The following is a 12644-nucleotide window of genomic DNA, read 5'->3' on the forward strand; positions in this document are numbered from 1 at the left end:
TCAGCCTACTTCCGCCGGCAGCCCGGCGGCAGGGACCTCGGCCCGCTCGCCCCGCCGCCCGGGGCGCCCCGGCCACCAGGCACGCTCGCCGAGGAGCAGCAGCACCGACGGCAGGATCATGAGCCGGATGACCACGGCGTCCAGCAGGACCGCCACGGCCAGGCAGAAGCCCATCTGCTTCATCTCGGTGAGGTGCAGGGCCACGAACGCGCCGAACACCGTCACCATCACGATCGCCGCGCTGGTCACCACCTTGGCCGACCGGTTGATGCCCTCCAGCACCGCCTCCCGGGCGGACAGGCCGTTCTGCCTGGCCTCCTGGATCCGGCTGACCACGAACACCTGGTAGTCCATCGACAGGCCGAAGAGGATCACCACGAGGAACAGCGGCACCCTGGACGCGATCGCCCCGAGGGAGTCGAAGGCCAGCAGGCCCTCCGCCCATGTCCCCTGGAAGACCAGGACCAGCATGCCGAGGGAGGCGCCGGCGGACAGCAGGTTGAGTACGACGCCGATGGCGCCGATCACCACCGAGCGGAACGCCCACACGGTCATCAGGAAGGTCATCAGCAGCAGGAACCCGAGGACCAGCGGCAGCTTGTCGCTCTCGTGAGCCACGTAGTCCTGGCCCCGGGCCACGTCGCCGCTCACCCCCGTCTCGACTTCGGACAGTTGGCCGACGGTCGCGGGGATGTGGTCCTGCCGGAGGTGTTCGAGCGACTCGATCGCCTCGGCGGAGGGCGCCGGGTGGGGGACCGAGAGTTCCAGCACGCTGATCCGGCCGTCGGCCGACGTACGCACCGTGGGCTCCGCGTCCTTCACCCGCTCCGTGAACAGCGGATCCGCCTGGACGCGCCGGCCGAGGTCCACCAGCGCCTGCTTCACCTCCGCGGCCCGCTCCGGGGTGGAGCGGGTGACGACCTCGTGCGTGACGAAGAGTTCGGGGAAGCTTCCGGTCAGCCTGTCGTAGACCTGCATGGCCGGGATGCCGCGGGAGAAGGTGTCCTTGCCCGGGTCGACGAGCTTCAGGCCGAGCGCGGGCGCCGCCAGGCCGAGCATGACGAGGACCGACAGGCACAGGGTGAGGACGGGCCGGGTCCGGGCGGGGCGCAGAAGGGCGCCGAACACCCGCCCGGTCTCCGGCTTTTCGGTGCGGGCCGGCTTGCCGCGCTTCGCCCGGCGGGCGGCGCGGCGTTCGGTGCGGTGGCCGATCTTGACCAGCAGCGCGGGGAGCACGGTGAGCGAGCTGGCGACGGCGACGGCCACGACGAGGATGGTCCCGGTCGCCAGTGAGGAGAAGATGACGTCCGTGGCCAGATACAGGGTGGCCGTGGAGACGATCACGGCGAGCCCCGAGACCACGATGGCCCTGCCCGCTGTCGCCGCGGCCAGCTCCACCAGCGCCTCGGAGCTCAGTAGCCCGCCCGCGCGGGCCCGTTCCTCACGTTCACGCTTCAGGTAGAAGAGCGTGTAGTCGACGCCCACCGCCAGGCCGATGAGCAGGATGAGGTTCATCCCGACCCCGGCGTCGGGCATGACGTGCGACGCGACCATGGACAGCCCGATCGCCGCGGCGATCGAGGAGAGCGCCAGCAGCAACGGCACGCCCGCCATGATCACCGAGCCGAAGACGATCAGCAGGGTGATGACGGTGACGGGCAGGCTGATGCGTTCGGAGAGTGCGAGATCCTCACCGCGCTGGTCGTTGACGCCCTTGCTGATGGCCGGGGACCCGGTCTCCTCCACCACCAGGTCCGGGTGGTCCGCACCCACCGCCGCCGTCTGCTCCAGGAGCGGTACGACGTTCTTCTTCCCCTCCAGCTCGGGGCCGTTCAGGACCACCGATACCAGCAGGACCTTGCCGTCCTCCGAGCCGACGGGAGCGGCCACGCTCTCCACCTCGGGCAGGTCCCGCATCCGCGCGGTCACGTCCTGCGCCGCCGCACCGGCGGCTGCCATGTCCAGCTGCCCCGACCTGGCCCGGATCATGATCCGCTCGGTGGGGGAGCGCTCCAGGCCGCCCTCGGTGGCCATCGCCTCGGCGCGTCCCGCCTCACCGACCCAGAAGTCCTCGGTGGTGGCCTGGTTGGTCCCCATCGCGATGCCGGCCACGAGGCACAGGACGACGAACGCGAACCAGCCGGCGATCGCCCGCCCGGTGTGCCGGGCGCTCCATCGGGCCATGCGTACAGGTAGTTGTCTCATGCCGGAAAGCCTGGCCGGAGACCCCCCACCCCCGAAACGACCTCCCGACTGAACCCCGTGTCCACCACCTGGTGGACAACCCCAAGGCTTCACTGGGAACTTACGGACAGAAATCGGGCCGTTTCAGGGAGCTGGGCGGTCCGTATCTTTCCAACGACCGTCGTCCTACTGCTTGCCGGTGCCTACGGGGTCGACCGTGACCTTCTGGTCGGCGCCTTCGGCGATCTGGAGGCGGAGGGAGACCGGCAGGGACTTGGAGTGGGTCTCGTCGGGCGGGGTGACCTCGATGGCACTGACGTACGCGCCCGAGCCCTCGGCCGACGGGTAGTGAAGGGTGAAGCGAGTCGTCTCCCCGTTGCCGAGGTTGACGACCGGGGCGTCGAGCTCGCTGCGCTTGGCGCTGAGGGGCCCGGAGGCGTCCTCGGACCTCAGGTCGACTCCGGGGAAGCCCTTGAGGGTGCACGCGTCGCCGGTGTTCTTGAGGCTGACGAGGAGGTCGCCCTCGCCCATGCCGTGAGCGGTGCCGAACGCGAGGTTCGCGGTCTGGCAGGGGCCGGTGTTGATCTGCCCGTTGCCGCTGCCCTCGGCGGACTGCGTGGTGGTCGACTCGTCACCGCCGGTCGAGGCCTTCTCGTCGGAGGCGCTGCCGCCCCCGGAGGTTCCGGAGAGCTCGGCCGAGGAGGACGCGGACTCGCTCGTGCTCGTGGCGGAGTCCTCGTTCCCCTGGCAGGCGGTGAGCGAGAGTCCCGCGGTGAGGACGAGAGCGGCGAGGGTGAGGTTCTTGGTGCGCATCGTTTCTTCCTTGCGGTCGGTGCCGTCCGCTCGGTATGAGCGAGCCTTACTGCTCACCAAGACCCTCAGCAGCCCATGGGACGTTCCTCCCGGCCGCTCCCTAATACGTGCCCGTTACATGCGAATGTGCGGTACGGGGGCTCGCTGCCAGTCGCGAAGCGCCGTCAGGCGGGCCGTGGGCGGCTTACGGGCTCCTGACCGCGGTCGCCGGCGCCTGGGACAGACCCGTGACCCTGCACCCCTTGAACATCGCCGGCGGCACAACCTCCTCACCCGCGCCACACCTCACGCCTCCACCGGTACGAGGACACCGGGCAGGATGGAGGCCCGCGCACGCTGAAGGAGCCCGCATGGCCGTTATCCACGCCACCAACATGACGCCCACCAAGCTGGAGCTGCTCACCGACTGGCTGCCCCGGCAGGACTGGTACGTGGGCGGCGAGGAGCCGCCGGAACTGGACCGGGCCGGTGGGTTCCGTCTGGACGACCCTGACGGCGCGGTCGGGATCGAGTTCATGGTCGTGGTGGACACCGCCGCCCCGGAGCCAGTGGCCTACGCGGTCCCGCTGGCCTACCGGGGCGAGCCGCTGGAAGACGCCCCCGGCGAGGCGCTGATCGGCACCTCCGAGCACGGGGTGCTCGGCACCCGGTGGATCTACGACGGTGTCCACGATCCGGTCGTGACGGCGCAGTTGCGCGCGCTCCTGCGCGGTGAGGCGATGCCGCAGCACCTGACCCTGAGCGACACCCCCGACCCGACCGTCACCGTGCAGGGAGCCGGCCCCGACGACGCCCAGGACGTCCGGGTCAACCGCGTCCTGCGGCCGACGGAGGCCGAGCAGGCGTCGCCGGCAGGCATCGTCGCCGGGTGGACCTGGCCGGACGGCACGGCTGCACGGGGTGCAGTCGTGGTTGTCGCGTAGTCGAGAGAGGCGGCGCGGGCCCCGGACGTCCCTGCCGGGTCGGCGCCGGCACGCTCAGCCCGAACATCCCCGCCCGGCTTCCACGCCTAGTCCTTCGGCGTGTTCGTCATCTTGTCCAGTTCACGTATGGCCTGGCCGTGGGCGCTCATCCGGCGCGAGACCGTGCCGATCGTGAAGAGCGATCCGCCGGCGACCGAGACCGGTACGGAGGCTCCGAGTACGGCCAGGACCTCCGGCCAGTCGCGTTCCTTCGCGCAGCGGCTGCCGTACTCGCCCGTGTTGGCCGTGCCCCTCTCCGTGAACAGCGGGGCCTTGCAGTCGGCGGTGCCGGCCTCGTACGGCAGCATCAGCAACATGGCGCACCAGACCCAGAGGACCCCGGCCAGGGCCAGCAGGAGCAGGCCCCAGGTGCGGGTCTTCCCGGCCCGGTCCCGGAAGTCTTCCCGGCCCGGTCCCGGAAGTCCATGTCGTAATAGTGTGATCGCATAGCGGTCGAACCTATCCGAGGCCGGGTCCCAGCCAAGCGTCCAGTACGGCGAAGTCCGCGCCGGTGAGGCCGCGCCAGGCCTCGACGCGGTGGAGAAGTGCCCGCCCCGGATGGTGTGCCTCCACCCAGGCGCGGTCGGCCTCGGTGATCTCGTCGTCGACCCACGCGAAGGGGCGCCCGGCGGCCCACCGGACGAGTCCGGGGGTCTTCCAGTGCAGCCCCTTCGGTTCGTCCTCGGGGGCCGGGTCCGGCCATTCCACCAGGGGCAGTTGAGGCAGTCCGAGCCAGGGTGAGATGCAGTCGTTCGCGTCGGACATCCACGTCGTGGCCCACACCAGCTCGCACGGCAACGCCCTCAGCCGGCGTCCGTGGTCAGGATCGATTCTCGCGATCAGCGGATTCGGTCCGCCCTCCCCGAAGGTGGGATATCCGTCCGGGAGTTGCTCCCGGGTAGCGCCGAACGGGATCAGCGGCCCGTCGACATCGAGGAAGAGGACAGGGGGCGCGGAGGCGGGCACGCCTGCACGGTACCGGCGTTCGGGCGCGGGTGCACCGCGATGACTCCGGCGGCGCGTCCGCTCTCAGTGGTGGAGGACAGCCTGTTCGAGCAGGCCTTGGAGGGCGCGTTGCTGCTCCGCGGAGAGTCCGGCCAGCGGTGAGTCCTCGACGAGGGATTCGAGGAGCCGCTCGCGGAGAGCGCCGCCTTCGGGGGTGAGCACCAGGTGCTTGGCCCGACGGTCCGTGGGATGCGCGCGGCGCTCGACCAGCCCTTGCTTCTCCAGCTTGTCCGCGACGAACGTGGCGTTGGAGGGCTCGCAGCTCATGCGTTCGGCGAGCTCGCGCATGGTCATCGGGCCGGTCATCTCGCGCAGTGCGGTGGCCTGGGCCGCAGTGAGCCCCAGGGGAACCGCGCGCGTGCGTACGTGATCGGCGATCCGCTGGGCCAGCCCGTTCACCAGGCCGCACAGCTCCCGCTCGGCGATGGCGTGCGCGTCCGGTGATGTCGTCATGGACGCCATCCTAGGTGATTCCATCAAGACAGTATATTTCAAGCTTGCATGATTCGAGCTTGATGCTTATGGTGGGGATCGTCGCCAATCGGGAGGGCCAAGGGCCATAAGCGGTACGGCAGTTGATGAAATCGAGCGGTTCCGGCGGGCGGGGGTTGTCCGCTCGGTGTGGCTCGGGGAGACGAAAGTGTCAGTGGTCCCGGACGGCGTCGTGCGGCTCAGGCCGCGTGCGCTGCTCCCCGACACCACCGACGACGTGTGGGCCGCGCACCCCGAGTTCCTGGATGCGTCCGGCACTCTCGCGGGGAGCCTCGGAGGCCTGCTCGTGGAGAACGGTGGTCGCGCACTGCTGATCGACGCAGGGTTCGGGCCGCAGGCGCTGGAGGCGGATCCGGTCGGTCCTCGCGGCGACATCTACGGAGGCGCGCTCCTCGACAGTCTGGCCGAACTCGGGCGTGGGCCGGAGGAGATCGAGGCGGTGGCCTTCAGTCATCTGCACCCGGATCACATCGGCTGGGCCTGGCTCCCCGCCCCGGGGGAGGCCCGGCCCGCGTTGGTCGGCGCCGAGTATCTGGTGACCGAGCCGGAGTGGGCCGAGCGTGGCCTGCTGGAGGAGCAGGGCATGGCGAAGGAGGTCGACGGTCTGGCGCCGCGCGTCCGCACCGTGGTGGACGGGCAGGAGATCTTCCCCGGCGTACGGGTCCGGATCGCCGCAGGTCACACGGCGGGCCACGCGGAGTTCGTCATCACCTCGGGCGGCCGGCGGCTGATCGCCTTCGGGGACGCCCTGCACTCACCGGTCCAGGTCGGCCACCCCGAGTGGTCGTGCGCGTTCGACCACGATCCGGCCCGCGCCGCTGACCATCGGCGCGCCCTCGTGGCCGAGTTGGAGGATTCCGACACGATCGGCTTCGGCATCCACTTCGCCGACGTACCGTTCGGGCACGTCCGACGGACCGAGGAGGGCCCTGCCTGGGTCCCCCTCGCCGCGTGACCGACGGTCAGCGCAGCCCGTCCACGAAGGCTTGCCAGGCGGCGGTGCTCATGACGAGCACGGGGCCCGCGGGGTTCTTGCTGTCGCGGACGGGAACGGATGCGGAGCAGCCTTCGGCCACCTCGACGCAGTCGCCCCCGGTGTTCCCGCTGTACGAGGACTTCCGCCAGGCTGCGCCGCCGGTGACGGTGCACTCGACGCATTCGCCGCCGGTGTTACCGCTGTAGCTGGACTTACGCCACGGCGCGCTCTTCAGGTTCCGGCCGGTTGCCATAACGCTCCTCCATCACACGGGTGATCAGTGCCGCCGAGTCCTCGATGGAGAGGGCAGCGGCCTGCAAGTGAGCGTAACGGCGCGCGGCCTCCCTGATGGCTTCGGGGCTGGCGGTCATGTGGCCGGAGATGAGGTCCTCCGTGTAGACGATGTCTGGGTCGTTCTCGAAGCGCATGGCAGTGAACGACCCCGCCAGGCTTGAGTGTTCGCCTGTCACGAACGGCAGCACCTGGATCCGCATCCACCGGTGCCTCGTGAACTCCAACAAGCGCGCCAGTTGGTTCCGCATCACCTCGCGCCCGCCGATCGGTCGGTGCAGCACCGCCTCGTCCAGGATCGCCCAGGCCAGCGGCGGCTGCTCCCGTTCCAGGATCCGCTGACGTTCCATCCGGGCTGAGACGAGCCCCTCCAGGTCGTCGGGCATACCGGTGGCCAGGACCGCCCGCGCGTACTCCTCCGTCTGCACCAGCCCGTACACCAACTGCGCCTGGTACGTCGAGATGTACGTCGCCCGCGCCTCCATCTCCGCGTACGGCTGGAACCACGTCGGCAGTTGGCTCCGCAGGACAAGGCCGACCAGCCGTGAGAACACCCCGTCCGTGCCGAGCGCCGCGTCCAGGCGCTCCGAGAAGTCGCGGGTCGGGACCTTCTTCGTCGTCTCGATCTGGCCGATCAGTGAACCCGTGCAGAAGATGATCTCGCCGAGCTGGCCCTGCTTGAGGCCGACGGCCTCCCGTCGGCGGCGCAGCTCCCAGCCGTAGAAGTCCAAGGGGGATGCGCTCGGGTCGAGTGACTGCACATGGGCCACGGCGGGTGCCTCTCGCTCCAACGCCTGGCGGCGTTTGTTCCAAGTCGTAGCCGAGAGTAATCAACCCACTGCATCCTGGTGACATGAATCACGTATCCGGCACCCGGACCGGTGACATGGAAGCTGTCTACCGTGCCGATCTCGCGATGGGCGCGCACTCGGCCCGTCATCTGCGCCGCATCCTGCGGCTCTACCTCACCCGCTGGGCGCTGCTCGATGTGGCGGACGCGGCGGAGCTCGCCCTCACCGAGCTGATCGCCAACGTCGTACGGCATGTTCCCGGCCGCCGCTGCCAGGTCTTCATCTTCCTGCTCCCCGCCGGGGGCGTGCGCGTCGAGGTCGCGGACGCGTGCCCCCGGCTGCCCCTCCCTGTGGACGGGGACGTGCTCGACGAGGGCGGCCGGGGGCTGCTCCTGGTGGACGCCGTCGTCGACAAGTGGGGCGTGGAGGAGCGCCGTGACGGATGCGGGAAGACGGTGTGGTTCGAGTGCGCTCAGCGGGAGGCGGCGAGCTCCGCGAGCACCGCGTCGCTGAACGGCGTCCAGACCTCGGCCGCCCACGGTCCGAAGGCCCGGTCCGTCAGCGCGACGCAGGCCGCTCCCGCCGCCGGGTCGATCCAGAGGAACGTGCCGGACTGGCCGAAGTGGCCGAAGGTGGCGGGGGAGGAGGAAAGCCCGGTCCAGTGCGGCGACTTGGAGTCGCGGATCTCGAAGCCGAGCCCCCAGTCGTTGGGGTTCTGGTGACCGTAACCGGGGAGCACGCCCTTGAGGCCGGGGTGTACGACGGTCTGCGCCTCCAGGACCGTACGCGGGTCGAGGAGGCGCGGGGCCTGTACCTCGGCGGCGAAGCGCACGAGGTCGTCCACGGTCGAGACGCCGTCCTTCGCGGGGGAGCCCTCCAGGGACGTCGACGTCATGCCCAGGGGTTCCAGGACGGCCTGGCGGGCGTACTCGGCGAACGGGATCTCCGTGGCCTTCGCGATGTGGTCGCCGAGCACCTCGAAGCCGGCGTTGGAATAGAGCCTGCGGGTGCCGGGAGGCGCGGTGACCCGGTGTTCGTCGAAGGCGAGGCCGCTGGTGTGCGCGAGGAGGTGGCGGACGGTCGAGCCCTCGGGGCCGGCCGGCTCGTCCAGCTCGACGGCGCCCTCCTCGTAGGCCACCAGCGCCGCGTAGGCCGCCAGCGGCTTGGTCACCGAGGCCAGCGGGAAGCGGTGCGCGGTGGGACCATGGGTACCCAGGAGCGTGCCGTCCGAGGTGACGACGGCGGCTGCCGCGGTGGGGACGGGCCAGTTCTCGATCATCGCCAGGCTCTGCATGCGTATGAGACTAACGGGAGCCGAATCCGGGATCGCCACCCGATTGCGCTTGCTTGGAGTGCACTCCAACGTTCTAGCGTGGAGGTCATGACGGTGATGGAGAGCAGTTCCGCACGGACGGACACCCGCGCTTCCGCCCCGAAGGCGCATCCGCGCCCCGAGGGCCAGGACCACTACACCATCAGCGAGGTCGTCGCGTTCTGCGGGCTCACCGCCCACACGCTGCGCTGGTACGAGCGGATCGGGCTGATGCCCCACGTCGACCGTTCCCACACGGGCCAGCGCCGCTTCAGCAACCGCGACCTGGACTGGCTGACCTTCGTCGGCAAGCTGAGGCTGACCGGAATGCCGGTCGCCGACATGGTCAGGTACGCGGAACTGCTCAGGGAGGGCGACCACACCTTCGCCGAGCGGCAGGAACTGCTGGAAGCGACCCGGCGCGACGTCAGGACACGGATCGCGGAACTCCAGGGGACGCTCGCCGTGCTCGACTTCAAGATCGACTTCTATGGTGGCGCCCGCGCGGCGTCGGAATCGGAAAGGGCCTGACCACATGAGCGAGACCGGAAAGATCGCGACCGTACAGCTTGCCGGCGGAGGCCCGCAGGTCGGTGTCCAGGGGCTCGGCTGCATGGGGATCAGCGAGTTCTACGGGACCACCGATGAGTCCTCCGCCCGGGACACCCTGGAGGCGGCGCTGGAGGCCGGCGTCACCCTCTTCGACACCGCGGACATCTACGGGAGCGGCGCCAACGAGACGTTCCTCGCGCCGTTCGTCGGGGCGCACCGCGACGAGATCACGCTGGCGACCAAGTTCGCCATCGAGCGGAGGGACGACGACCCGCACTACCGGGGTGTGCGCAACGACCCCGCGTACATCCGCCAGGCCGTCGAGGCCAGCCTGCGCCGGCTGGGTACCGATGTCATCGACCTGTACTACATGCACCGCCGCGACCCGCTCGTCCCGTTCGCCGAATCGGTGGGCGCGATGGCCGAGCTCGTGCAGCAGGGCAAGGTCAAGCAGCTCGGGCTGAGCGAGGTGACCGGGGACGAGCTCCGCGAGGCGCACGCCGTGCACCCGATCGCGGCCCTCCAGTCCGAGTGGTCGCTCTTCAGCCGGGACGTTGAGCGCAGCGCCGTGCCCGCGGCCGTCGAGCTCGGGGTGACCCTCGTGCCGTACTCGCCGCTCGGCCGCGGCTTCCTGACCGGGGCGTTCGCCGACGCGGCCAAGGACCTGGGGGAGGACGACTTCCGCAAGCACCAGCCGCGCTTCACCGGTGAGAACGCGAAGACCAACGCCGCACTGCTGGAGCCGGTGCACAAGATCGCGGCGGCGCACGGCGTGACGGCCGCGCAGGTCGCCCTGGCCTGGGTGCAGCAGCGGGCCCAGGTACACGGCCTGACCGTGGTGCCGATCCCCGGTACGCGTAAGCGGAGCCGTCTGCTGGAGAACGTGGCGGCGACCCGGCTCACGCTGACCGAGCAGGAGCTGGAACTGCTGGAGCCCATCGCGGGCCAGGTGGCGGGGGACCGCTACCCGGACATGAGCAACACGGCCACCGCGCGGGAGTAGCACCTCAGGCCAGCCGGAGCGCGAAGACCGCGAAGCCCGCCGCGAGCAGCCCGGCCGCTGCCCGGCGGGCGTTCGCGGTCCGGCCGGTGGTCTGCCAGGGCGCCTCGAACCTGCGGGCGTACCGGGAGATCAGCACGAGCAGGCCCGCGAACACCGGCATCCACGCCAGCCGTGCCAGGATCCAGCCGATCGAGTCCGGGTCCGTGGTCAGCCCGGGCACGGCGCCGGCGAAGGAGGCCGGGACGGCGGCGGCCAGCATCGCCGTCTGGTGCCAGCACAGGATCGTCATCGCCGACAGGTTGACGACCACCACGGGCGCCCACAGCGCGGGGCGGCGCAGCGCCCGGCCGATCCGGCCGTGCAGCAGGACCGCCGCACCGCTCTGTGCCGAGGCCAGCGCGAGGACCAGCAGCGACGGCGGATGCGAATTGGTCCGGGCCTCGCCGGGCACGCCGACCATCGAGGCCGGGTAGTGGAAGGCGAGCAGCAGCACGGCGAAGAGGGCCGTGCCGCCGACGAGCAGGAGCCGGGCACCTCGCCGGGAGAGGCGGCCCTCGCCCCAGCTGACGCCGAGCTGATAGGCGAAGAGCCAGCCGGGCAGGATGTTCAGCAGGCTCAGCCAGGACGGCACGGCGTCCGCGAACGGCCCGTAGCGCAGGAAGTCGACCGCGGCGACCGAGCCGATCAGCGGGGCGGCCGCCCAGCCGCCGAGCCGCCGGGCCAGCCGTACGCAGTACGGCGTGAGTGCCGTGACCACGGCGTACACACCGACGAACCAGAGCGGCTGGATCACCAGCTTCGCCCCCGTACGCAGGGTGTCCTCGGGGACGCCGGCGGCGTACAGCACCGGGATCATCAGCGCCCACACGGCGGTCACACCGAGCACGGGCCTGCCCAGCCGGGCCATCCGGCCGCGCAGCCACGCGCCGGTGGTGGACGGACGGCGGTGGTAGGAGAGGACGGAGGCGTAGCCGCCGACCAGGAAGAACACGCCCAGCATCTGGAGCACCCAGCTCACCGGGGAGAACACGGCGAACGTGGAGAGCGGGCTGGCGTTGTGCAGGCCGCCCTCACTGTCCAGGCCGAACCCGCCGAGCAGCCAGTGACCGGCCGGTACGGCCATCAGCGCCAGGGCGCGCAGCCCGTCGACCGCGCGGTCGCGGTGGGCGGGAGTGCTCGCGTCGATCCGGGAGACCAGCTGCCGGGCGCTCATCGGGAGACCCCCTGGGCGATCGTGGTGAAGGCGGTGAGCGAGTCCGTGCCCGGGGCGAAGTAGCCGGTGTGGCCCTCGGCGTCCTCCGCGGGCACCCGTCGCGCCCCGAACCCCTCGCCGGCCGGGTCGGCGCCGTGACCCAGACCCGCCACCCGGACATGCGGCACGTCGTCGATCCAGTCGGTGTCGTCCTTGGCCGCCCAGACGCGTGCCCCGGTGTGCAGACCGGCCACGTCGTCCGCGCGCATCCCGGGGGAGCCGAGCACGACCAGGTCCGTGGCGCCGAGGCCGGAGGCCGCGAGCCCGCACACCACCGAGCCGTAGCTGTGGCAGAACACGACCGGCGCGGGCAGCCCGTCGGCCGCCAGCCCCGCCGTGAACCGGGTCAGCCGCTCCGCCCCGGCCTCGGCCAGCGTGCCCGTCGCGGCGTCCAGCCCGAGGCCGACCGGGGTGGTGTAACCGGCCCAGGCGATCACCGCGCTGCCCGGACCCGTGCCGGCGTACAGGGACTTGGCCATGCCCGCAGGGGTGCCGTACACATCGCCGCGCCGGTCGAAGGTCCCCGCGTCGATGTCCGAACCGGGCACCACGACGGACACATGCCGCGCGGAGCGCAGGTCCCCGAACACCTCGGCGACCTGGCCGCGCCCCCGCGGGTCGAAGGCGAGGATCTGCCGGCCGGGCGCGGCGAGTCCGGCGTACCGCGCATCGTCGGAGGCGCTCAGCGCAAGGGCGTTGGCGCGGTAGCGGAGCTCCAGCGGCGCCCCGTCCAGATTGCCGACGACCGACGGATGCCGCTCCAGCAGCACCTGCTGCTCGGCCGCACTCAACCCCCGGAAGAACGCTCGCACTTGCTCGGGCGTCGCACGGCCCGGATCCGGCAACTCCCGCCCCAGCACCCCGTCGGCACGCCACGAGGCGCTGCCGGGCGGTGGCCCCGTCACCGCCCGCTGCGTGTTCCCGGACGCCCAGCCGGCCGTCCCCGCCACCACGGTGGTCGCCAGTGCGACCGCGGCCAGCGTCCTCGCGAATCGGCGCATCGTGCCCTCC

The 12644-nt window shown here is 71.1% G+C and carries 14 protein-coding genes and 1 pseudogene; 5 read left to right on the forward strand and 10 right to left on the reverse strand.

Annotated features, from left to right (window positions below; all coding sequences use genetic code 11):
* Positions 1-2205 carry an MMPL family transporter gene (locus ACIQM3_RS15445; RefSeq protein WP_401623955.1) on the reverse strand — a complete coding sequence of 735 codons (2205 nt, stop codon included), beginning with the start codon at positions 2203-2205 and terminating at the stop codon, positions 1-3.
* Positions 2206-2370: 165 nt separating this feature from the next.
* Positions 2371-2997, reverse strand: a complete 627-nt coding sequence (locus ACIQM3_RS15450; protein WP_401623957.1) for a DUF4232 domain-containing protein — start codon at positions 2995-2997, stop codon at positions 2371-2373.
* A gap of 350 nt (positions 2998-3347) precedes the next feature.
* On the opposite strand from ACIQM3_RS15450, the gene ACIQM3_RS15455 reads away from it, so the two are divergent.
* Positions 3348-3920, forward strand: coding sequence for a 1,4-alpha-glucan branching protein (locus ACIQM3_RS15455; protein WP_401623959.1), 573 nt, complete (start codon positions 3348-3350; stop codon positions 3918-3920).
* A gap of 86 nt (positions 3921-4006) precedes the next feature.
* Here the strand turns inward: ACIQM3_RS15455 and ACIQM3_RS15460 are convergent, their stop codons facing one another.
* The 3 genes from ACIQM3_RS15460 to ACIQM3_RS15470 form a co-directional block, all read right to left on the reverse strand.
* The gene (locus ACIQM3_RS15460; RefSeq protein ID WP_401623961.1) at positions 4007-4276 is read right to left on the reverse strand and encodes a hypothetical protein; all 270 of its coding nucleotides are present in this window, start codon (positions 4274-4276) and stop codon (positions 4007-4009) included.
* Between the two features lie 142 nt (positions 4277-4418).
* Complete coding sequence (locus ACIQM3_RS15465; RefSeq protein WP_401623962.1) at positions 4419-4925, reverse strand: HAD domain-containing protein; 507 nt, start codon at positions 4923-4925, stop codon at positions 4419-4421.
* Between the two features lie 63 nt (positions 4926-4988).
* Positions 4989-5417, reverse strand: coding sequence for a MarR family winged helix-turn-helix transcriptional regulator (locus ACIQM3_RS15470; protein ID WP_401623964.1), 429 nt, complete (start codon positions 5415-5417; stop codon positions 4989-4991).
* A gap of 166 nt (positions 5418-5583) precedes the next feature.
* Here ACIQM3_RS15470 and ACIQM3_RS15475 point away from each other — a divergent pair, with 166 nt between their 5' ends.
* Positions 5584-6411 (forward strand): MBL fold metallo-hydrolase, encoded by an 828-nt coding sequence (locus tag ACIQM3_RS15475; RefSeq protein WP_401623966.1) that lies wholly within the window; start codon positions 5584-5586, stop codon positions 6409-6411.
* A 7-nt stretch (positions 6412-6418) separates the two neighbouring features.
* On the opposite strand, the gene ACIQM3_RS15480 is transcribed toward ACIQM3_RS15475, so the two are convergent.
* Together ACIQM3_RS15480 and ACIQM3_RS15485 are read right to left on the reverse strand one after the other, a co-directional pair.
* Complete coding sequence (locus tag ACIQM3_RS15480) at positions 6419-6685, reverse strand: DUF397 domain-containing protein (protein WP_401623968.1); 267 nt, start codon at positions 6683-6685, stop codon at positions 6419-6421.
* Positions 6645-7493, reverse strand: a complete 849-nt coding sequence (locus ACIQM3_RS15485) for a helix-turn-helix domain-containing protein (RefSeq protein WP_401623969.1) — start codon at positions 7491-7493, stop codon at positions 6645-6647. Before ACIQM3_RS15485 ends, ACIQM3_RS15480 begins: the two co-directional genes overlap by 41 nt.
* Positions 7494-7576: 83 nt before the next feature.
* On the opposite strand from ACIQM3_RS15485, the pseudogene ACIQM3_RS15490 reads away from it, so the two are divergent.
* A pseudogene (locus tag ACIQM3_RS15490) lies at positions 7577-7984 on the forward strand (ATP-binding protein); the annotation flags it as partial.
* Between the two features lie 2 nt (positions 7985-7986).
* On the opposite strand, the gene ACIQM3_RS15495 reads toward ACIQM3_RS15490, so the two are convergent.
* A complete protein-coding gene (locus ACIQM3_RS15495; RefSeq protein WP_401623971.1) occupies positions 7987-8808 on the reverse strand; it encodes a serine hydrolase domain-containing protein in 822 nt (273 codons plus the stop codon).
* Between the two features lie 87 nt (positions 8809-8895).
* Between ACIQM3_RS15495 and ACIQM3_RS15500 the strand changes: the two genes are divergently transcribed.
* Both ACIQM3_RS15500 and ACIQM3_RS15505 read left to right on the forward strand, forming a co-directional pair.
* Positions 8896-9357 carry a MerR family transcriptional regulator gene (locus ACIQM3_RS15500; RefSeq protein ID WP_401623973.1) on the forward strand — a complete coding sequence of 154 codons (462 nt, stop codon included), beginning with the start codon at positions 8896-8898 and terminating at the stop codon, positions 9355-9357.
* Between the two features lie 4 nt (positions 9358-9361).
* On the forward strand, positions 9362-10381 hold the full coding sequence (locus ACIQM3_RS15505) for an aldo/keto reductase (protein WP_401623975.1): 1020 nt from the start codon (positions 9362-9364) through the stop codon (positions 10379-10381).
* Positions 10382-10385: 4 nt separating this feature from the next.
* Here the strand turns inward: ACIQM3_RS15505 and ACIQM3_RS15510 are convergent, their stop codons facing one another.
* Both ACIQM3_RS15510 and ACIQM3_RS15515 read right to left on the reverse strand, forming a co-directional pair.
* Entirely contained in the window at positions 10386-11594 is a 1209-nt protein-coding gene (locus ACIQM3_RS15510; RefSeq protein WP_401623977.1) for an acyltransferase, read from the reverse strand.
* The gene (locus ACIQM3_RS15515) at positions 11591-12634 is read right to left on the reverse strand and encodes an alpha/beta hydrolase (RefSeq protein WP_401623979.1); all 1044 of its coding nucleotides are present in this window, start codon (positions 12632-12634) and stop codon (positions 11591-11593) included. The genes ACIQM3_RS15510 and ACIQM3_RS15515 overlap by 4 nt, the downstream gene beginning before the upstream one ends.
* Positions 12635-12644: the final 10 nt, after the last annotated feature.

Source organism: Streptomyces sp. NPDC091271 (assembly GCF_044757505.1).
Classification (GTDB): Bacteria; Actinomycetota; Actinomycetes; order Streptomycetales; family Streptomycetaceae; genus Streptomyces.

Coding starts and splice junctions, on each gene's coding strand:
- ACIQM3_RS15445 (WP_401623955.1), bottom strand. CDS start 2,205: ATGAGACAACTACCTGTACGCATGGCCCGATGGAGCGCCCGGCACACC.
- ACIQM3_RS15450 (WP_401623957.1), bottom strand. CDS start 2,997: ATGCGCACCAAGAACCTCACCCTCGCCGCTCTCGTCCTCACCGCGGGA.
- ACIQM3_RS15455 (WP_401623959.1), top strand. CDS start 3,348: ATGGCCGTTATCCACGCCACCAACATGACGCCCACCAAGCTGGAGCTG.
- ACIQM3_RS15460 (WP_401623961.1), bottom strand. CDS start 4,276: ATGTTGCTGATGCTGCCGTACGAGGCCGGCACCGCCGACTGCAAGGCC.
- ACIQM3_RS15470 (WP_401623964.1), bottom strand. CDS start 5,417: ATGACGACATCACCGGACGCGCACGCCATCGCCGAGCGGGAGCTGTGC.
- ACIQM3_RS15480 (WP_401623968.1), bottom strand. CDS start 6,685: ATGGCAACCGGCCGGAACCTGAAGAGCGCGCCGTGGCGTAAGTCCAGC.
- ACIQM3_RS15495 (WP_401623971.1), bottom strand. CDS start 8,808: ATGCAGAGCCTGGCGATGATCGAGAACTGGCCCGTCCCCACCGCGGCA.
- ACIQM3_RS15500 (WP_401623973.1), top strand. CDS start 8,896: ATGACGGTGATGGAGAGCAGTTCCGCACGGACGGACACCCGCGCTTCC.
- ACIQM3_RS15505 (WP_401623975.1), top strand. CDS start 9,362: ATGAGCGAGACCGGAAAGATCGCGACCGTACAGCTTGCCGGCGGAGGC.
- ACIQM3_RS15510 (WP_401623977.1), bottom strand. CDS start 11,594: ATGAGCGCCCGGCAGCTGGTCTCCCGGATCGACGCGAGCACTCCCGCC.
- ACIQM3_RS15515 (WP_401623979.1), bottom strand. CDS start 12,634: ATGCGCCGATTCGCGAGGACGCTGGCCGCGGTCGCACTGGCGACCACC.